The following is a 20,829-nucleotide window of genomic DNA, read 5'->3' on the forward strand; positions in this document are numbered from 1 at the left end:
ATTAATATGTAGTACTTTTGTACTCTAGGAATCTAGTATTAATTATACACCAGAATCCTGCGAGAAATAGTCAGAATGTGTAAAATCTTATCATATTTTCTAGAAATTTTGCACATTGTTAAACATTTCAAACATCGGCACCATGATGGCCGTGACGATGGTCCCGACAAGACCTGCGAGGACGACGATCATGAGCGGCTCGATCAGTGATTTGAGCTGATCGGTCGTGTTCTCCACTTCTTTTTCATAGAAATCGGCGACCTTCGATAGCATGCCATCGAGTGAGCCGGTTTCCTCCCCGATGGAGATCATGTGGGAGACGAGCGGCGGGATCGCCCAGTGATCTTTCATCGGCTCCGTCAGTGATCCGCCGCTTTCAAGAGAATCCCTTGATGCCCTGATCACGCGTGCGATCACTTCATTTTCCACCACCCTCTCGAGGATCACCATCGACTGAAGGATGGGAACGGAACTTGAAAATAACGAACTGAAAGTCCTGGTCATCCGTGCAAGAACCGCTTTTTGGATGAGGCTCCCGAAGACCGGGATCCGCAAGATCGCATAGTCGAGATAGTATTTCGTTTCTTTCTTTCGCCTGATGAGCGTTATTCCCAAAACAATGAATATGACAAGCAGCGCCAGAAGATACCAATAGGTTTGCACGATTTCACTGGCTCCGAGCACCACCCTTGTGATCAATGGGAGTTCACTTCCCATATCGGCAAACATATCCACAAACGTTGGGACGACCGCGAGCAAGAGGAAGATGACGACGCCGATGGAGATGACCCCGACGACAGCGGGATATGACAGGGCGGCAATCACCTTCTGACGGGTGGTATGCTGCTTTTCAAAATGATCGCCGAGCCGTTCGAGCGTTTCATCCAAACTCCCCGTGGCTTCCCCTGCTTTCAGCATATTGATGAACAGGGGCTCAAAGATTTTGCGGTGTTTGGCGAAGGCCTCCGACAATGGGTTCCCTTCTTTCAACTCGATCTCTATTTCCGACAGGACCTTTGACAGCGCCTTGCTGCTCGTCTGGGTCGAAAGGATCCTTGTCGCATCGACAACGGTCACCCCTGCCTTCAATAGTGTTGAAAACTGACGCAGGAAGACGACCATCTGCTGAAGCTTCACAGGGTTCCCGAGTGTGATCTCCTTTGTCAGCAAGGTTTCCGGAATTTCTTCTGCAGAGATGACGCGGATCCCTTGATTTTTCAGCCTCATCATCGCTTCCTTTTTGGAAGGTGCGGTAATGACACCACGTTTCCTGCCGCTCCTATCCCTACCTTCATATCGGAACCGTGTCATAGGGAACCATGCTCCTGCATGAACGGCTGGGCGACTTCAGCGGAAATGATCCCATTATCGACGTACGATTTGACCGTCGACTGCAGGAGCTCCATCCCCATTGACCTTGAAGTCTGCATCACACTCGGGATCTGATGGATCTTCTCGGAGCGGATCAGGTTCGCCACCGCTGAATTATTAAGGAGCACCTCGGTTGCGGCCACGCGACCCTGTTTATCAATCGTCGGCAGCAGCCTCTGTGCGATGATGCCTTGCAGGACGGAAGCAAGCTGGACCCTGATCTGTGATTGCTGGACTGACGGGAATACATCGATGATGCGCTCGATTGTCGAAACCGCGCTCGATGTATGCAGGGTACCGAGTACAAGGTGCCCGGTCTCGGCCGCCGTGATGGCGGTATGGATCGTCTCGAGGTCGCGCATCTCGCCGACCAGAATGACATCCGGATCCTGCCTCAAGGCACTCCTGAGTCCGTATGCGAATGACTTTGTATCGAATCCGACTTCCCGCTGGTCGATGATGGATGAACCATGCTTATGTAAGTACTCGATCGGATCCTCGAGCGTGATGATATGCTTTCTCATCGTCTGATTCATATATTGGATCATCGCTGCGAGTGTCGTTGATTTCCCGCTTCCGGTCGGACCCGTGACGAGCACAAGCCCTTGAGGCTTCTCGGCAATTTTCTTCAGCACGCCAGGCAGGGCCAATTCGTCGAGCGTCGGGATTTTCGTTGGGACGACACGGAGTGCGATGGAGATGCATGATCTCTGGTGGTAGGCATTGACACGAAATCGCGAAACACCTGGAATGGCATAAGAAAGATCAAGCTCTCCTCGTTCCTTGAATTCCGTCCACATGTCTTCAGGGATGACCGCCTTTGCCATGGATTCTGTATCGGCTGGCTTCAGGACCTCCTGACCGTACCTTTTCAGATCTCCGTGGATCCGGAAGATCGGGGGAGATCCGACCGTGAGATGGATATCGGATGCTTTTAAATCAAATGCCGCCCGTAATAATTGGTTGATGCGTTCTTTCATATTGTCCACCTTCTTTACTCGATTGCAACCCGGAGGATTTCCTCTGTCGTGGTGATTCCCTGCTTCACTTTTAGCAAACCATCATCCAATAGGAAGATGGTTTTAGATTTATATGCCGCTTCCCGCAAGGTAGAAAGGGGTTCATTATTCATGATGATCTTCTTCATTTCATCATTGATGACGAGTACCTCGTGGATTGCGAGCCTTCCTTTATATCCCGTCATGTTGCAGGCAGCACAGCCTTTTCCCCGACTGACTTTATCAATCGTCAATCCCCTTCGCTTGAAGATGTCGATCTCCCTTTTGGTAGGGGCTTCTTCCTCAACACAGTCCCTGCACACTTTCCTCACGAGCCTCTGTGCGACGATTCCACTTAAGGACGTTGCCACGAGGAACGGTTCGACACCCATATCAATCAAACGGGTGACCGTCGTCAGGGAATCATTCGTATGGATCGTGCTTAATACTAAATGCCCTGTCAGGGAAGCCCTTATTGCCACTTCAACCGTTTCCTTATCCCGGATTTCACCGACCATGATGATATTCGGGTCTTGTCGGAGGATTGAGCGCAAGCCTTTTGCAAAAGTCAATCCGACATTGGCATTCACTTGGATCTGGTTGATCCCTTCAAGCTGATACTCGACGGGATCTTCGACGGTGATGATATTCACTTCTTCACTATTGAGCTTATTCAACGCCGCATAAAGCGTGGAAGATTTCCCCGATCCGGTCGGCCCCGTGATGAGTACGATGCCCGTCGGACGGTCGATCAGGGATTGAAATCGTTTCATGTTCAACGTGTTGAACCCGAGCTGCCCGAGGTCGTTGAGCGATGAGCTCAAATCCAGGATCCTGAGTACCATCTTCTCCCCATAAATCGTCGGCAGAGTGGATACCCTGAGATCCACCGGCCGGAAATCGATGTTGGTCTTAATGCGCCCATCCTGGGGGACTCTGTGCTCCGTGATATCCAGCTGTGACATAATCTTGATCCTCGCTGTCAGCATGCCCTGCATATGTTTCGGGATCGCCCGTTCTGTACGGAGGATGCCGTCCACGCGGTACCTTATGAGCACCCTGGTTTCCTGAGGATCGATATGGATGTCACTGGCCTTCTGTGTTACCGCATTCGATAAGATCTGGTTGACGAGCCTCGCAATCGGGGAGTCCTGGTCCAGATTGGTCTCATCTTGTTCGGCCTGGGATTCTTTCCCCAAGGCGTTCAGTTCCTCAAAACTTTCATCCATATCGTAGTATTTATTGATCGACCTAAGGATGTCATCTTTGGTGGCAATCGCTGTTTCAATGAAAAAGCCCGTCGATAGACGGAGATCCTCTATCACATAGAAGTCCATCGGATCGGCCATGGCGACAAATAATTTGTCTCCTTCCTTTTTCAATGGAATGATCAAGTTACGCTTCGCCACATCCTTCGGGATCAAGTGAAATAGATTATGATCGAATGGATATCGAAACAAGCTTACATGTGGGATGCCGAGCTGAAACTCGAGCACCTCGATCAATTGCTGTTCCGTGATGTATCCCTTTTGAAGGATGGCATCCCCGAGCTTTTGATCTTTGCTTTTCTCTTTCAGGGCTTGCTGAAGCTTTTCCTCTGTCAAAAGGCCGGCCTCAACTAATAAATCACCCAATCGTTTTCGTTCTTGTGCCATGCTAATCCACCCCATTTTACAGCTATTACTTCATTTCGAGATCCGGCTTGTCCTCACTTGAAGGGGCAACAGGCTCCGCACTGTCCGGTTCCTTTCGTCCCGCTCCTTCTTCTACATCTCCGTTCCCCTCACTGACGTCATCCGATTCTTCTGCGGTTTCATCTGTTGTGGAGGGATCTGGTGCATTCACCTCTTCCGTTTCCGGTGTTCCCGCTGTATTTTCACCCGACTGAGCCTGCTGGCTATTCAGGTAATCGGAGAGACTCACGAGCTCTTCCCGGTGTACAGGAGGATAATAATCCCGCGAAATCATCTCCTGTTTCAGTACCCTACCATCTGAATCCACCATACTCCTCCACACTTCAACCTGGACGCCGTCCTTACCCTCGGTCTTGATTTTCACTTGTCCTGAGGTGACATATGGCGTATATTGTTTGATCACCCTATGCTTCACTGGTTGCTTTTCCCCTAGGGATAACTCCACCCCATAAGGGAGTTCCTCACCTTCTAGCACGAACCGAAGACGGTCGCCAACCATTTCCAAGTGGAGCTTGTACGATGTATCATCAGGGTTCACAAATACGAAATCCTGAAGGTGTTCCCGGTCTACCCTTGCTTCAAAACCAAGTTTTGCATATTCAGGAAGTGTAGTGCCATGATGCCTCTGTATGACCTGTAGTCCGGATTGAAGGACCAATTTATATAACCCTGTTGAAATGATGCTCAGTTCGTCATTTGTCATTGACGTCATCTGTTGATTCTCCGTAAAGTTCAGGATTGAAAAGGACGATAGGGGCTCTATGACAATTTCAGGGACTGAAGATAGAAACTCCTGCAGTTCAGGGGTCCGGGCGACCGAGCTGATTTCATGTTCAGCGAGTATCGTCACGCCCTCTTTTCTTTCCAAGTAGTCTACGAGTGCAAATTCCTTCTCTTCCATATTCAATTTGGATGCCTGCTCCATGAGCTCGTTCTTCAAGTTATGTATCTGTATCCGATCGGCTTCGATGCCAAGGGAAGTGACTGTCTCGAGAAGCTTTTTTTCGTCCACTGCGAGAAGCAGCGGCGCATCTTCACCATCGGTTGATCCTATCATGGTTCCCTCGACATCGAATTGAAACACGTCTGAAGGGATATGTTCTTTCCGGTCAATGTAGGTGACAAACAGCTTCTGTCCCTTCTCCCACACCTCGATTTGCTGTTGAAGATCAGTTGCATTGGAAATTTTCATGCCGGCCACCATTGCATCACTTGGAGAAACGGAATGAAAGAATCGATCATACCAATAGGACCCTACGTAAGCAGAACCGAAGAGATATGCCGTGCATAGGACTAAGAAAACGGTACTGGAATATGATGACTTCTTCAACGCGGGAACCTCCTGTCTGACTTCATTTCAACTCATTTCTTCCGGCAAACAACCGGTTGTACTCTTCTTCCTCATCCTGGATGGTGGACGACTCACTGTCTTCAATATGGGCCTCGAGAACGGGGATTTCCACTTCACCCCTATATCCTTCTGGATCACGTACAGCAAGTGATTCTTCTTCATTCGAAATTATCCCTTGTTCATCCACTAAGTCTAGCTCTTCTATATAGTCATTTTGACCTACCTCAACATGGTCGTCTTCTGACTCAGTCATAAGCCCAATCTCGGGATCATCTACTGCAACAGTTTCGTGATCATCTTGTTCAAAAGGCAATTCGTTCTTGTCGATAGGATGATGCAAGGCGGCGGGAGGATCTTTTTCTGGCTGAAGGACGGTGCTGACAGGCATGACGGGCGAGACTCTTGATTCGACGAAGTATGAAATCAATCCAACAATCAAAAGCAGGATGATCAGTACACTTGATACTGGCAGAAACTCGGTGCTTGCCAAAGCCAGGATCGCAACAAGAAAAGATAAGAAGGCGAGAATGATTCTATGTTTAAAAGACATCTTCATTGGGATCAGCGCCAAAATGGGCAGCAAGAAGACAAATGCTGCTGCGGCGATTAGATATTGGGTCATCACTACCTCCTGATTCCGACTGATATCGCTAGTAAAATACAAATTTCTACTATTACTATTCTATTACAAAAGGCGGTGAATTGAAACATTGCGAACATATTAAATATAAATTATGTCATTTATGCGAAAGAATCCCTCTTCTTGTTTGCTGACACCTCTTGCAAGTAATGTACACTAAAAAACACCTTCATCCCAGAAGGTGTTTTCAGCTTATTTCACATATTTTGCCACACGATTCCGCCCTGCTTGCTTTGCACCGGTGTAAAGTGCCCTGTCGGCATGTCTGATCAACGTCATTGTGTCATCTGCATCTTCAGGAGCCGACGATACCCCGATACTTGCCGTAATTCTCACCATCAGCTTCCTATTTGAAGCCTGAAGCGAATCATGCAGTACAAATGGCCGATTGGCGATTGCCTTCCTGACGCGTTCCGCAAGCATCATCGCTTCAGGCCTTTCAGTATCGGGAAGGAGGATGACAAATTCCTCTCCTCCGTATCTCGCAACCGTACCCTTTGAACCAATGAGCTTGCATAATCTGTCGGCAAGCTCAACCAGGATCTCATTTCCGCTCTGGTGACCGTAATTATCATTGATGACCTTGAAGTGATCAAGATCCAGCATGATCAAGGATAAAGAAGTCCTGCCTCCACGTTCGAGCTCGTTGAATTCGAGCGACAGCATATCTTCAAAGTATCGATAATTATACAGGTTGGTAAGCGCGCAGCGTTCGCTGTTCTTCTTCGTTTTTTCATGATGCCTCGCATTCTCGATGGCAACCCCGAAATAAGAACATAGGATTTCCACGATCATCAACTGGAACTTTTCATATGCACGCTTCTTCGATGACGCCAAAAGAAGGATCCCCCGGACCTTTTGACTCCTTACAATCGGGACACAAAGGATACTTTCAACTCCAGGCGGCATATAACCATCGGCCAGTGTGGCCCATTCAGAACGCGAATCATAGATCACCGATCGTCCTGACTTCCATACCCTGCCGCTAATGCCTTTCCCTTTTTTCAATACAGGGAATCGATCCAAGTCCTTCCCTTTGCTTTCGACTCGTCTCAGAAGGACAAGCTCATCCCCCTTGCAGTCAAGTATGTAAGCATGTTCCACTGGAAGGGTCTCGATGATTTTCTCGAGGAAGATATCGAGAACTTCATCCACTTTCAGGCTTTCGGTCAGCTGATGTCCGATTTCACCTGCTTTTTGCAGGTATTCATTGATTTTTTCGGATGAATTATACATCTTTAACATAAGCGATAGGCTGATGAACGGGATCCCGATCAATAACGATGCATACGGTCCGATTTGAAAGGTAAGGAAATAAAGCGAAAGCGACATCGGGAACATGATCATATTCGAGATGAAATCCCAAATAAAGTCCTTCGTGTAGAACCTGGTCTCGCTCACAACGAAATAACGCTGATACGCTAGCAGTAAATATGCATTGATCATGATGGATGCCACCTGGTAGCTCAGGGCGGCAGGCAGGATGTCCCCGATTTTCTCCGCTCCGATTTCCCCTCCGACGAGGAAATAAACCAATCCACTCGATACTGATACGAGAAAAAACATCAGTGAGTTCAAAGGGATCCTATGCCAATCCGATTTTGACACCTTGATCCTGAAGAGGAGAGGGATGATCGAAAATTGCATCAACACAATCTCAACAAACAATCCATATTTCAAGAACCCCACGAGGGTCACCCATTGGATGAAGAAGATGGTGGCTCCATTGATGACGATCGGCATGAGCGGGATGAGTGCTGCAAACAAGATGAGTGCCAGCAATTCCCAGCCGTGTCCTGCCACATTTTGAGGAGGATAGAATTGATAAGTAAAATATAGGCCAGCCGGCACGACGGCGAGCCAGGCATATAATAACGTAAATTTCTTCCTGCGTGAAAGCTGCATTTCTATCCCCCTTCAATAGCAATGGATAAATGAGATTCTCTCATAGTTAAATAGTCACAAGTTTAAGAATATTTTATCAGAGCGACGGATTAAAGTCACTTATTTTTTCTGGAATTTTCTAACTTTTCTACTAGATACGGCTTCACTTCTGAAAGAAAATAAAGCGAGCCCGTGATGAACAATGTTTCATTCTCTTCCATACCGTCCAATTTATCTTCTATATATCGCTTCCAATCGCTTGCTTCCCCTTTACGTGGGTGATTGGATAGGGAAAGCAGCTCGTCAGACCCCGCCGCTCTTGGAAACGAAAACGTGGTGAACACGATGCTCGATGCCGGTTCTTCAAGTAATGAAATCATATTCTTCAGTTCCTTATCCTTTAGCGCCGAGAACAGGATGGTCACTTTATCGGTCGGGAATCGTTCGTGGATCGACTTTACAAGTGCACGTATCCCTTCCGGATTATGGGCTCCATCGAGGATGACCGTGGGATTCACGTTGACCATCTCCATCCTTCCCGGCCAGAAGGCACTCTTCAAGCCTGTTTGGAGATGGGTTTCCGTATAGGAAATCTCATTCAGATCACGCAGGCATTCGACTGTCTTCAAAGCAAGCGCCGCGTTTTGAACCTGATGTTCGCCCATCATGGTGATTTCATAGGTGCCTTCGTTAGTCTGTGATTGAAATTGGAATCGCTCCCCTCTTTCCAATACCATCAGACGCTGTGCACCAAAGTCCCTGCCCGCTTGATAGAACTTACTCCCTCTTTCCGCCGCTGTCCTCATCAACACCTCTTTCGCTTCCCTTTGAGTGGCACCGGAGACAACAGGAACTCCCTGCTTTATGATCCCTGCCTTCTCATAGGAGATCTCTTCAATCGTATCGCCTAAAAATTGCATATGATCCATGCCGATACTTGTGATGACTGAAACAAGGGGGGTGATGACATTAGTTGAATCGAGCCTTCCCCCAAGTCCAACTTCATAGAGGACAAAGTCGGGCTTGATCTCGGCAAAATACATCATGCTCATCGCAGTGATGACTTCAAATTCTGACGGTTCCCCCCATTCGCTATCCTTCATCCCTTCAGCAATCGGCTTTATGAGCGCTACGAGGGAAAGAAGTTCTTCATCGGGTATGGGGTGTCCGTTCAAGGATATCCTTTCATTGAATCGTTCAAAATAGGGGGAGGTAAAGGTACCGATCGTATATCCTGCCTCTTGAAGGATATTACGCAAAAAGGTGACCGTCGACCCCTTCCCATTCGTCCCCCCGATGTGGACGGATTTTATTTTATCCTGGGGATTATCCAAGGCATCCAACAGGTGTTTCATCCGTTCAAGACCCGGTTTGATCCCGAGCCTTAGCCTTGCATGAATCCACTCTACCGCTTCTTCATATGTATTCATCCTTCATCACTCCCATCAAAAAAAGCCTGGAAGGGAGCCCCGCTGCTTCAGGGTGGTCCCCCTTTACCAGTAGACTCCTTCTCCAAGCCTTATCCTTTTTTCTTATACAGTTTTCAGTTCAGAGATTCTTGCTTTCACTGTAGCCTGTTTTTCAAGATAATCTTGTTCCTTTGCTTTTTCTTCGTCCACCACTTTTTGAGGTGCTTTGCTGACGAATTTTTCATTTTTTAGCTTCCCTTGAACCCTGGATACTTCTTTTGTCCATTTTTCAAGTTCTTTCTCCAGACGGGCAATTTCTTCATCAATATTGATGAGTCCCTGTAATGGAAGGAATAATTCCACTCCCGTCACAACGGCAGTCATCGCTTTTTCCGGAGGGGTGATGTCTGTTCCCATATCCAATTGTTCAGGATTACAGAAACGTTCGATGTACGCCTTATTCTTTGCAAGCATAGCCAGGACTTTTTCATCCTTTGCTTTAAGCATCAGTTTGATTTGCTTACTCATCGGCGTATTTACTTCTGCACGGACATTCCGTACGGCACGGATGATTTCAACGAGCAGCTTCATTTCTTCAGCAGCGTCCGCGTCAGACAAGTCTTCCTTCACTTCTGGCCAAGCAGCGACAGTGATCGATTCGCCTTTATGCGGCAGGTTCTGCCATATTTCCTCGGTAATAAACGGCATGAACGGGTGAAGCAGTCGCATCGTGTTGTCGAGTACGTAAGCAAGGATTGAACGCGTCGTCTTCTTCGCCGCTTCATCTTCCCCATATAGAGGAAGCTTCGCCATCTCGATGTACCAGTCACAGAAGTCATCCCAAATGAAGTTATAAAGAAGTCGGCCGACTTCACCAAACTCATAACGATCTGCCAGACGGGTCACGCTCTCGATGGTTTCATTCAAACGAGTCAGGATCCATTTATCCGCAACGGATTTTTCACCGCTCAAGTCGATTTCGTCATACGTCATACCATCCATGTTCATCAGTGCGAAACGGGAGGCATTCCAGATCTTGTTGGCAAAGTTCCATACGGATTCAACTTTTTCAACCGAGAATCTCAGGTCCTGGCCAGGTGAACTTCCCGTTGATAAGAAGTAACGAAGGGAATCTGCCCCGTACTTCTCGATGACATCCATCGGGTCGACTCCGTTGCCGAGGGATTTACTCATTTTACGTCCATCTTCTGCGCGAACGAGACCGTGGATAAGGACATCCTTGAACGGGCGCTCTCCTGTGAATTCAAGGCCTTGGAAGATCATACGGGATACCCAGAAACCGATGATATCGTAACCCGTGACAAGCGTGCTCGTCGGATAATATCTCTTATAATCTTCACTGTCCGTGTCCGGCCAGCCCATTGTGGAGAACGGCCATAGTGCAGAGCTGAACCATGTATCCAATACATCTTCTTCCTGCGTCCAGTTTTCAGTATCAGATGGTGCGTCATTTCCTACATATACTTCACCCGTCTCGTTATGGTACCAAGCAGGGATGCGGTGTCCCCACCACAACTGGCGTGAGATACACCAATCACGCGTGTTCTCCATCCAACGAAGATAAGACGTTTCGAAACGGTCTGGCACAAAGTTGACTTTATCCCCTTCATCCTCTTGGATCTTGATCGCTTCCTGAGCAAGTGGATCCATTTTTACGAACCACTGTGTGGACAAGTACGGTTCCACAACGGCTCCGCTACGTTCAGAGTGACCTACGGAGTGCATATGCTCCTCGATTTTGAATAATACGCCAGACTCCTGAAGATCTTTTACGATCTGTTTGCGGCAGTCGAAGCGGTCCATGCCTTTATATTTATCGGCATTTTCATTCATCGTTCCGTCTTCATTCATAACAAGGATACGCTCCAGGTTATGGCGGTTGCCGATTTCAAAGTCATTAGGGTCGTGGGCAGGAGTGATTTTCACTGCACCAGATCCGAATTCCATATCAACGTAGTCATCACCGACAATCGGGATTTCACGGCCTACGATCGGAAGGGTCACTGTTTTTCCAATCAAGTGCTTGTAACGGTCATCTTCCGGATGTACAGCTACCGCTGTGTCCCCGAGCATCGTTTCAGGCCGTGTTGTCGCGATTTCGATACTACCGCTTCCATCAGCCAATGGATAACGCATATGGTAGAATGCACCCTGGACATCCTGATGGATGACTTCGATATCGGAAAGGGCCGTTTTCGTAGCCGGATCCCAGTTGATGATGTATTCGCCGCGGTAAATCAAGCCTTTGTTGTAAAGGTCGACGAATACCTTTTGGACCGCATCCGATAATCCGTTGTCCAACGTAAACCGTTCACGGCTGTAATCGAGTCCAAGACCGATTTTCGCCCACTGTTGACGGATATGCTCAGCATATTCTTCTTTCCATTTCCATGTTTCTTCAACGAATTTCTCACGTCCAAGGTCATGCCTTGAGATTCCTTGGTTACGAAGCTTTTCATCCACTTTCGCCTGTGTCGCAATCCCGGCATGGTCCATGCCCGGCAGCCATAGCACGTCGTATCCTTGCATGCGCTTCATCCTGGTAAGGATGTCTTGAAGCGTTGTGTCCCACGCATGACCAAGATGAAGTTTCCCCGTTACGTTCGGCGGCGGGATGACAATGGAATAGGGTTCTTTGTCTTTCTCGCTTTTCGCTTCGAAGAATTTCCCTTCAAGCCACCATTTGTATCTCCCCTGCTCAATGCTATTCGGATCGTATTTGGTCGGCATCGATAATTGATCTTGAGTTTCCATTTCTTTTCCTCCTCTATTCTAAAGCGTTCATTTCAGATTTTTTGTGATGAACACAAAAAATCCCCCGTCCTGTAAAAGGACGAAGGATTCGTTTCGCGGTACCACCTTTTTTCTCAGAAGACGCATGAACACAGCTCTTCTGAACTCTCAATGAACCATAACGGCTTTTAACCGGCTTCCACTACTGATTTCATGGGAGCAGCTCTGCAGGCGACCTTCCATCGTCTTCGCTTGAAAAATCTCTCAGCAACCGATTTTCCTCTCTGAAAGCGGGGGGCAATGTACTCTTCCTGTTCAACGCTTTTAAAATATTTTATGTATCATTATAGTATAGGATTCACTGAACTTTCGTCAATCATTATCGCCCATTTTGCTGAAAAATATTCGGGTTGTACGGGGAAAATCGGGTGAAGAACCAATTTTTTTTCTTTTCATAGGATATAGTAGTGAATCCACCTAGAAAGCGAGTGACACTCATGCGTCGATACAACCCTTACACACTGCCCCCATGGCTACGGAATATCCGGTTGATATGCAAGCAGTTCATCATCCCATTCTCTGTGTTTCAAGCCATCCGTACCATCTTGCTTCCCACTACATTTGACGTTCTCCTTTTGACCGTTTTCATCGGCATCGCCCTGGCCATTTATTTTGACTGGTTATAAGGACTGACGAAACATGGACTTTCGGTTTTCGTCAGTCCTTCCTTTATGCTTCCGCTTCCTCGGCTTCTTTCTTCTTGCGCTCGATTTCGTCGAGCCTCATGACCACGTATTCTGTATTCTTCAGCAGCCAATAATGACGCTGCAATTTCTTGAGCGATTTCAGTTCATTCCGATTTGCTTTCGTCGTATGAAAGTACTTCTCTGTGATTGCAATCATCGAACTCGGATAGGCAAGATAACACATGAACAGGAGCCTTTCTTCTTTGCGTACCGTGAAATGCTGAAAGTACGTTTCAAGCCACTCGACGCACTCGTCATAGTATTTCGGATACGTCTTCAATGTCCTTGACAGGAATGGCAGCAAATCATGAAAAGGGGAGGACACTTTGGAGTTTTCGAAATTGTGGAAGTAACCAAGCCCCCTGTCATCAAAGAGAAAGTGTTCTGTCGACAACTTGCCGTGGATGATGACCGTCCTGACTTTCTCAAGATCCTTCGTACTTTCATACCATTCATCGAGCATTTTCCGGGAAAATTTCAGAGCCTGGGACACATCTTTATAAAACATACAGAAGTGATATTGAAAAGGGGACATATACTCCGTCTTCTCACAGACTTCTACATATTCATCGAGGAATTCTTGTTCCTTATCCCATCGCGAAGTCAACTGTTCGTAATGGGATTCACGGTCCTCTTTGTTTATTTTTACATCCTGGGAAGAAATCGTATGAAGCCTCGCAAGCTCTCGGAACAGTTTCTGATGCTTTTCAAAGCGCCCTTCTTTATCCTGATTGCTCATCCAAGGCATCACATAAAACAGTTCGCCTTCATGCCAGACTGCATACCTTCCATCCATGGTCGGAAAAATAGGCACGATCCGGTTATACCCCCGCTGGAATAGGGTTTGCACATTCCTGACAAAGTCGACTCCAGTCTGGGCTGGAATATGCTTGACAGCAAGTGTCCCTTTATTGGAGTAGACCCTGCACACGTTTCCGGTATCCTCGACGAAGTGGGGTTCTACCCCGTACGGCTGCAGGACCGGACGTAGACTATCGACGGTTTGCATGTTTGTTCACCTCCCCTTTTTATAAAGTTTAACCAGGGTACGATTTCTCGAAGTGTACCCTGTCAACACCAGCTGCCCGAAATCCGATCGAGGGCGGTTGGCGCATTCACTGATCCATTCAGTACTCACATTTTTCCCGCAAGTTCTAGCCAATCAACATCCTGAAAAACAGATCCTTATAAAAAAGAACGGACTGCCCCCAGAAAAAATGGTGTCAGTCCTGATTCAACGAAATTATTCAAGTGGATCTGCTTCTTAAGCTTTGAACACCGGTTCTTCATTCGGAATGTAAAGCACCTGGCCATTATATACATCCTGATTGGCTTCCAAGTTATTGACCCTGAGAAGCTGGGCAACCGTGAGATCATACTTTTCGGCGATATGGTCGAGGGTCTCCCCATCCTGTACGATGCACACCCTCAACTTCGCAGCATGCTCTTCTTCTTTCCTTGCAAAGAAATCCGTCAAGGAAATGGATTCGTACTTTTTCTTTCCTTTGAACTTCTTCTTCTGTTCCGAAGATTCTTCAGCTGAACTAGAGCTTTCCTCCTCCATTTCAGCTTCGACTGCAGAGGATTCCTCTTCTTCTTCAACCTCCTGGACCGGTTTCTGCTCTTGCATCTTCACCGGTTCCTTCTGCGCCTCCGATACTTCCTGTTCCTGTGAGGACTCACTCAGTTCATGTTCTGGAAGCTCGAATACGTTTTCTTTCCTGTAGTACGGTTCCTCCTGCGGTGTATGAGAATCGTACTGAATGTGAACAGGGATCTCATCCTCTTCCTCTGCAGGCGGTGTCCTTCCTTCCAACGAAAACGGCTCATATTCATCTTCCTCTGAAGCTTCTGCCGATTCATCTACTTGCACTTCATTTGCTTCTGCTTCATACTCTTCTTCCTCATCTCCCTGGAAGTACGAAGGTCTTTCTTCTTCCTCTTCCACTTCATTTTCCCCGTAGTAATAAGGTTGTTCCTCTTCTGTTTCTTCTTCTACAACAGCCGAGGAGCGATAAAGGGGAGCATGAAGCTCTTCCTGCTGGTATTCGTAAGGAGTATGCGTCTGCTGCTCGCCATAAATCCCTGTGATCGTCAAATCCGCATTCAGCTTCAAGCATGCATTCTCCGGAACGACATAGTCAAAGGATTCAACATAGACATCAATATCCCCGAGATTGGCAATCCTGTTTTTCGGGATGGTTACATCGACCGGGAAACGGTGCACAAATTCGTTCTCACCTTTTTCCCTTTTTTCCACCGTTTGGACGAATTTGCCGATTGCTTCAAATCCGTCTTCTTCTTCCTCCTCACCACGTGGGGTGCTCGGTAAGTATTCTCCAGATAGATCGAGCGTCCCCCTGATGAGGACATATTGTTCTTGTTCTTGAATCGTTATATGTGGATCTAAGGAGATGGATAGCAATTCTTCAACTTCCTGTCCTTTTTTGAACCAAATGGATTCTTCCAAAGAAAATCGCAGGCACGATTGTTGATCTTGTGACAAAGAAATTCCTCCTTTCAAGTTCCAAACCTAAGAAATATATGACAATGTCATTATCACTTTATGAAACGCAAAAGAGAATTATGATAATGTTGCAGAAGTTTTGAAAAATCTATTGCTTGTGGAAGTGCTTTTAGTGGTTTGGGATTGGGGTTGTGGGGAGTGCATGGTTTGGGTTCGTTCGTCGCAGGGGATGGGGTTCGGCATGGTGCTGGGGAGCGTGGTGTTGCCGGGTGGCGTTGGAGCCGCGGGGTCGCCGATGATGAGTGGCGGTCGGCGGTCGGCCGTAATGTCGCCCGTTTCACATTTATCTGCCATTTTTAAAATTTATCTGCCGTTTTTTCATTTTATCTTCCATTTTATTTTTTTATCGGCCAAAATCCAGATTTATCTGCCAAAATGTCACGTTTATCTGCCATTCACCAAAAAACCACCCCTTCACTTCAAAACCAGCACCCCCGCCGTAAACCCGCTCAGCGCGCCCGCCGAAAGCAAACCAACACGTCACAACAAAAAAAAGCCGGCCCCCAACTAGAGGCCGACAATCATTTGATCATTTCTTACTAATCTTTTGGAATGCTTTTTCCGCTGCTTCGATCGTCTTTGTGATGTCTTCATCGCTATGGGCGGTGGAGAGGAAGAGTCCTTCGAATTGGGAAGGAGGTAAAAATACTCCCTGCTCGGCCATTTCGCGATAATAGTCTGCGAACATTTCCAGGTCGGAGGATTTTGCACCTTCGTAGTTCTTCACTTCTTCATTGGTGAAGAATAGTCCCACCATCGAACCTGCACGGTTGATTGTATGAGGGATCTCATATTTTTCAGCCGCTTTCTTCAAGCCTTCTTCAAGTAGGTCGGCTTTGCGTCCGAATTCCTCATAGCTCTCAGGTGTCAATTGACTGAGTGTCTCGTAACCAGCCGTCATCGCTAGTGGATTCCCGGACAGTGTGCCCGCTTGATAAATCGGACCGCTCGGAGCGATTCGTTCCATGATTTCCGCTTTTCCGCCGTATGCGCCGACAGGGAGTCCGCCGCCGATTACTTTCCCAAGACAAGTCAAGTCAGGTGTGACGCCGAAATATCCTTGTGCACAGCCATAGCCGACACGGAACCCTGTCATGACTTCATCGAAGATCAATAAGGAACCGTGCTGCTCGGTGATTTCACGCAATCCTTCCAGGAAGCCTGGCTGCGGAGGCACGACGCCCATGTTCCCTGCGACTGGTTCCACGATCACACCAGCGATATCGTCGCCGTATTGTTCAAACGCATATCGGATGCTTTCGAGATCATTATATGGGACCGTGATGGTGTTCTGCGCCACGCCCTCAGGTACTCCGGGACTGTCAGGGAGTCCAAGCGTCGCGACACCGGATCCCGCCTTGATCAAGAGTGAATCTCCGTGTCCGTGGTAGCAGCCTTCGAACTTGATGATCTTATTCCGTCCTGTATATCCACGTGCGAGGCGCAGGGCACTCATTGTGGCTTCCGTACCGGAAGAGACCATGCGCACGATTTCGATGCTCGGTACGCGGTCGATGACCAATTGGGCGAGTTTGTTTTCGATTTCCGTCGGGGCACCGAAGCTTGTCCCGCTTTCAGCCACCTTTTTAATTGCTTCCACAACGCGGTCATTGCTGTGTCCGAGGATTAAAGGACCCCATGACAGCACGTAATCGATGTATTCATTTCCGTCGATATCATAGATCTTGGATCCCTTCCCTCTTTCCATGAAGATCGGATCCATCTTGACTGATTTAAATGCACGGACCGGACTATTTACTCCGCCCGGCATCAATTTCTTTGCTTCTTTAAATGCTTCTTGTGATTTTTCAAATGAACGCAATGGGTGTTCCTCCTTTAAAATGATTAGGGAGTGGTTAACGCTGTATTAGGAAAGCCAGCCTGCAACGTCCTTTGCAAAATACGTGATGATCAGGTCTGCTCCTGCACGTTTCATGCTTGTCAGCTTCTCCATCACAATTTCCTTTTCATTTACCCAGCCGTTTTCTGCGGCTGCTTTGACCATGCTGTATTCTCCACTTACATTATAGGCAACAACCGGTGCGTTGAAACGGTCTTTCACTTCCCTCATGATATCCATGTAAGAAAGTGCCGGCTTGACGATGAGGAAATCGGCTCCTTCGTCGATGTCGGATTGTGCTTCGCGCAGCGCTTCCAGTCGGTTTGCAGGGTCCATTTGATACGTTCTCCTGTCCCCGAATTGAGGTGTTGAATGGGCTGCATCACGGAACGGACCGTAGAAGCTGGAAGAGTACTTCACCGCGTATGACATAATCGGCACATCGGTATATCCTGCTTCATCCAAGCCGTGGCGGATGGCAGCGACGAATCCGTCCATCATGTTTGAAGGTGCGATGATATCAGCGCCTGCTTCCGCCTGACTGACGGCTGTTTTTGCAAGTAGATCAAGGGTCGGATCGTTGAGGATTTTTCCGTCCTCCACGATCCCGCAGTGCCCGTGGCTCGTATACTGACATAGGCATGTATCCGCAACGACGACCATTTCAGGATAAAGTTCCTTTACAAAGCGAGTCGCTCTTTGAACGATTCCATGTTCATGGTAAGCCTGCTTCCCGAGCTCATCTTTTTCTGCAGGGACACCGAACAGGATGATCGATTTGATCCCCAGTGAGACGATTTCGTCCATCTCAGCCTTAAGGTTGTCCATCGAAATATGGAACACACCCGGCATGGATGGGACTGCCTTGCGGATGTTTTCGCCTTCTACAACAAATAATGGGTAAATTAAATCTTCTTTGCGAAGATGAGTTTCTCGTACCAATGAACGCATGTTTTCAGTCTGTCTTAGACGACGGTGACGATTAAATGTTAGATCTTTCACGTTAAAACCTCCAATAGATCGGTATGTTTATGATTCATCCTTCTTCATGGATGCATACTGGATGATACTTGAGACCATTTCATCTACAGTATACGTGTTTGGGCACATTTTTACATGTAATCCGTACTGCTCTGCCGTTTTTTTCGTCAGCGGTCCGATGCAAGCCGCCGGGAGGTACTCTACCTTTTCTTGGAGGGAATGCTGTTCGATGACCTTCATGAAGTGATGCACAGTGGAAGAGCTGGTGAAGGTAAGGATATCTACTCCCTCTTCATCAATCATTCTCTTAAGCTTCTCCTCACTCTCTGCCGGAAGGAAGGTTTCATAGACAATCCACTCATCACATTCAATCCCGGCATCGGTCAATCCTGTTGCAATGACATTCCTTGCAAGGTTCCCCTTTGGGACCAACACATTCCCCGAAGGTTTCATGTCGGTGATGAATCTCGTGGCCAACTCATCTCCGGTGAACTCCTCAGGTACATACGAAACGGACAGCCCGAATTTTTCACAATACGAGCGGGTTTTTGTCCCGACCGCCGCGAATTTGGCAGGGAGTGAAGCTGGGTTAATCGAGTGATTTTTTAGTTTTTCCAGAAAAAATGCAACACCATTTTTACTAGTAAAGATCACCCATTCATAGTTATGTATAGATTTGATATATAACGGTTCATCTGAATCGTTAGTTGTCTTGAAGCCAAGGAGGGGAATTACTACCGGAATCCCTCCATAACCTTCAATGAGGGAGCTCAAATCCTTGGCTCCCTCTTTCCCCCGGGTGATGAGTACCTTTAAGTGTTTTAAAGGCCGATCACAGCTCATTATTGATCAAGCTCCTCTTTCACCTTGTCGATCAGTGCTTTGGCGCCAAGCTTCGTCAAGCTTTCTGCGACTTTCTCGCCAACGGCTTGAGGATCGGCACCTGTCATGTATTCTTTATAGATCGTATTTCCATCCGGTGATGCCACTAGGCCAGTCAGCGCGATTTCACCGTTGTCTCTGACTTCGGCGTATCCCGCAATCGGAACCTGACAACCGCCCTCCATCTTGTGAAGGAATGCTCTTTCGGCCGTCACGGTCTTTGTCGTTTCTTCATCCGAGAATCGGTGCAGTAGATCAAGTAGCTCCTTATCATCCTCACGGCATTCAATCGACAACGCACCTTGACCGACTGCCGGAAGACAAAGGTCTGGATCAAGGAATTCCGTCACGACATCACTTGTCCAGCCCATGCGGGAAAGACCCGCTGCTGCCAGGATGATCGCATCATAGTCTTCATTTTGAAGCTTTGCAAGGCGTGTATCGATATTGCCCCGAATCCATTTAATTTCAAGGTCAGGTCGTACGGAGAGGATCTGAGCCCCTCTGCGCAGGCTACTTGTACCTACAATCGCACCCGATGGAAGGTCCTTCAATGCTACATGATTTTTACTGATGAATGCATCACGGTGATCTTCACGTTCTGGTATACATCCAATCGTAAGCCCTTCAGGAAGTACAGCCGGCATATCCTTCATGCTGTGGACCGCCATATCGATCGTTTTATCCAGCATCGCTTGCTCGATTTCCTTCACGAACAAACCTTTCCCGCCTACTTTTGAAAGGGTGACATCAAGGATTTGATCGCCTTTGGTCACGATTTCTTTTACCTCAAAGTCATAGGAGGAATCGATCGCCTTCAGCTGATCGATCACCCAATTTGTTTGTGTCAGTGCTAATTTACTGCGTCTAGATCCTACAATGATTTTTCTCATGATTACCTCCTGAAAGCTTATGAATACCAGAAATGAAAGGATGAAAGCCGGCTTCCGAGAAAGAAGTTGATCAAGATGATCAAGAAAGCCGCCGTGTTAAGCATGGCCAAAGATTTGCCGAATAGGTTCTTTTTGATTCTTAAGTATAAGTAAGTGCTATATAAAATTAATACAATGAATGAACCGATAATTTTTGGATCGTACAGGATGAAGTCAGGCAATTTAATATACGCCCACTGCATGCCCAGGATCAGAGCTAGAAGGAGCATCGCAACCCCGATCGAGTTCAGGATATAAGAGATCTTATCAAGCTTGGACAAGTCACTGATCCTCCACAGCCTCTGCCCCCATTTCTTCTCTTTGAGCAGCTTGTGTTGCAGCAGATAGAGGAGGGAGAACACAAATGACAGCGAAAAGGCACCATATGAAAGAATCGCCATTGTGATGTGAATCAACAAAAGCTCTGACACCATCTGCTCCGCCATTGCCTGTGATTCGACCTGAACGGGTGCGAACGTATGGATGGCCATGATGATGAAACCGAGTACATTTGTAAAGAACACAGTGAAATCGACCCTTAGGAGCCTGTTGATCACCAAGGACAGCGTAATCAACACCCACGCATAAAAATAGAGCCCCTCAAAAATCGTGAGGACCGGTAACCTTCCTGTATCGATCATGTAAAGAAATAAAAAAATTGTTTGAAGGACCCAAACAATTGCAAGTAACCAGAAGGCAAAAAGATTTGCCTTCCGGTTTTTGTTTAAGAAATCTATAAAGTAAAACAGGATACTAATAGCATACAGAACAATCATCAGTTCGTGCAGCCTAGTCATCGTTTGTTCAAACATAGACAATA

General features: G+C 47.3%; 17 protein-coding genes and 1 other annotated feature. Of the genes, 2 read left to right on the forward strand and 15 right to left on the reverse strand.

The annotated features are described in order from the left end of the window. Window positions 1–99: 99 nt before the first annotated feature. The 8 genes from LCM10_RS15090 to LCM10_RS15125 form a co-directional block, all read right to left on the reverse strand. Window positions 100–1,311, reverse strand: a complete 1,212-nt coding sequence (locus LCM10_RS15090; protein ID WP_224877124.1) for a type II secretion system F family protein — start codon at window positions 1,309–1,311, stop codon at window positions 100–102. Further along, window positions 1,308–2,351 carry a type IV pilus twitching motility protein PilT gene (locus LCM10_RS15095; protein WP_224877125.1) on the reverse strand — a complete coding sequence of 348 codons (1,044 nt, stop codon included), beginning with the start codon at window positions 2,349–2,351 and terminating at the stop codon, window positions 1,308–1,310. Before LCM10_RS15095 ends, LCM10_RS15090 begins: the two co-directional genes overlap by 4 nt. Before the next feature lie 14 nt (window positions 2,352–2,365). Continuing rightward, complete coding sequence (locus tag LCM10_RS15100; protein WP_224877126.1) at window positions 2,366–4,024, reverse strand: GspE/PulE family protein; 1,659 nt, start codon at window positions 4,022–4,024, stop codon at window positions 2,366–2,368. Between the two features lie 25 nt (window positions 4,025–4,049). Next, on the reverse strand, window positions 4,050–5,393 hold the full coding sequence (locus tag LCM10_RS15105; RefSeq protein WP_224877127.1) for a VanW family protein: 1,344 nt from the start codon (window positions 5,391–5,393) through the stop codon (window positions 4,050–4,052). Window positions 5,394–5,415: 22 nt separating this feature from the next. Next, window positions 5,416–6,036 (reverse strand): hypothetical protein, encoded by a 621-nt coding sequence (locus LCM10_RS15110; RefSeq protein WP_224877128.1) that lies wholly within the window; start codon window positions 6,034–6,036, stop codon window positions 5,416–5,418. A gap of 210 nt (window positions 6,037–6,246) precedes the next feature. Beyond that, on the reverse strand, window positions 6,247–7,959 hold the full coding sequence (locus LCM10_RS15115; protein WP_224877129.1) for a sensor domain-containing diguanylate cyclase: 1,713 nt from the start codon (window positions 7,957–7,959) through the stop codon (window positions 6,247–6,249). 95 nt (window positions 7,960–8,054) lie between these two features. Then, window positions 8,055–9,368, reverse strand: coding sequence for a bifunctional folylpolyglutamate synthase/dihydrofolate synthase (locus LCM10_RS15120; protein WP_224877130.1), 1,314 nt, complete (start codon window positions 9,366–9,368; stop codon window positions 8,055–8,057). 102 nt (window positions 9,369–9,470) lie between these two features. Further along, window positions 9,471–12,122 carry a valine--tRNA ligase gene (locus tag LCM10_RS15125; RefSeq protein WP_224877131.1) on the reverse strand — a complete coding sequence of 884 codons (2,652 nt, stop codon included), beginning with the start codon at window positions 12,120–12,122 and terminating at the stop codon, window positions 9,471–9,473. Between the two features lie 72 nt (window positions 12,123–12,194). Next, window positions 12,195–12,429 (reverse strand) — a binding site (T-box leader). A 169-nt stretch (window positions 12,430–12,598) separates the two neighbouring features. Between LCM10_RS15125 and LCM10_RS15130 the strand changes: the two genes are divergently transcribed. Further along, window positions 12,599–12,787 carry a hypothetical protein gene (locus LCM10_RS15130; protein ID WP_224877132.1) on the forward strand — a complete coding sequence of 63 codons (189 nt, stop codon included), beginning with the start codon at window positions 12,599–12,601 and terminating at the stop codon, window positions 12,785–12,787. A 43-nt stretch (window positions 12,788–12,830) separates the two neighbouring features. On the opposite strand, the gene ysxE is transcribed toward LCM10_RS15130, so the two are convergent. After that, window positions 12,831–13,856: a spore coat protein YsxE gene (gene ysxE, locus LCM10_RS15135; RefSeq protein WP_224877133.1), complete on the reverse strand. Its 1,026-nt coding sequence runs from the start codon at window positions 13,854–13,856 to the stop codon at window positions 12,831–12,833. A 255-nt stretch (window positions 13,857–14,111) separates the two neighbouring features. Further along, the gene (spoVID, locus tag LCM10_RS15140; protein ID WP_224877134.1) at window positions 14,112–15,353 is read right to left on the reverse strand and encodes a stage VI sporulation protein D; all 1,242 of its coding nucleotides are present in this window, start codon (window positions 15,351–15,353) and stop codon (window positions 14,112–14,114) included. Window positions 15,354–15,453: 100 nt separating this feature from the next. Here spoVID and LCM10_RS15145 point away from each other — a divergent pair, with 100 nt between their 5' ends. Then, window positions 15,454–15,885, forward strand: a complete 432-nt coding sequence (locus LCM10_RS15145; RefSeq protein ID WP_224877135.1) for a hypothetical protein — start codon at window positions 15,454–15,456, stop codon at window positions 15,883–15,885. Window positions 15,886–15,903: 18 nt separating this feature from the next. Here LCM10_RS15145 and hemL read toward each other — a convergent pair whose 3' ends face one another. Genes hemL through LCM10_RS15170 form a run of 5 tightly spaced genes read right to left on the reverse strand, consistent with a single transcriptional unit; the run spans window position 15,904 to window position 20,821 of the window. Next, a complete protein-coding gene (gene hemL / locus LCM10_RS15150; protein ID WP_224877136.1) occupies window positions 15,904–17,196 on the reverse strand; it encodes a glutamate-1-semialdehyde 2,1-aminomutase in 1,293 nt (430 codons plus the stop codon). A 45-nt stretch (window positions 17,197–17,241) separates the two neighbouring features. Then, window positions 17,242–18,216: a porphobilinogen synthase gene (hemB, locus tag LCM10_RS15155; RefSeq protein WP_224877137.1), complete on the reverse strand. Its 975-nt coding sequence runs from the start codon at window positions 18,214–18,216 to the stop codon at window positions 17,242–17,244. A 27-nt stretch (window positions 18,217–18,243) separates the two neighbouring features. Then, entirely contained in the window at window positions 18,244–19,038 is a 795-nt protein-coding gene (locus tag LCM10_RS15160) for a uroporphyrinogen-III synthase (protein WP_224877138.1), read from the reverse strand. Then, a complete protein-coding gene (gene hemC, locus LCM10_RS15165; RefSeq protein ID WP_224877139.1) occupies window positions 19,038–19,970 on the reverse strand; it encodes a hydroxymethylbilane synthase in 933 nt (310 codons plus the stop codon). The genes LCM10_RS15160 and hemC overlap by 1 nt, the downstream gene beginning before the upstream one ends. A gap of 17 nt (window positions 19,971–19,987) precedes the next feature. After that, window positions 19,988–20,821 carry an inner membrane protein YpjD gene (locus LCM10_RS15170; protein ID WP_224877140.1) on the reverse strand — a complete coding sequence of 278 codons (834 nt, stop codon included), beginning with the start codon at window positions 20,819–20,821 and terminating at the stop codon, window positions 19,988–19,990. Window positions 20,822–20,829: the final 8 nt, after the last annotated feature.

Source organism: Rossellomorea aquimaris (genome assembly GCF_020171925.1).
GTDB classification, from domain to species: Bacteria; Bacillota; Bacilli; order Bacillales; family Bacillaceae_B; genus Rossellomorea; species Rossellomorea aquimaris_F.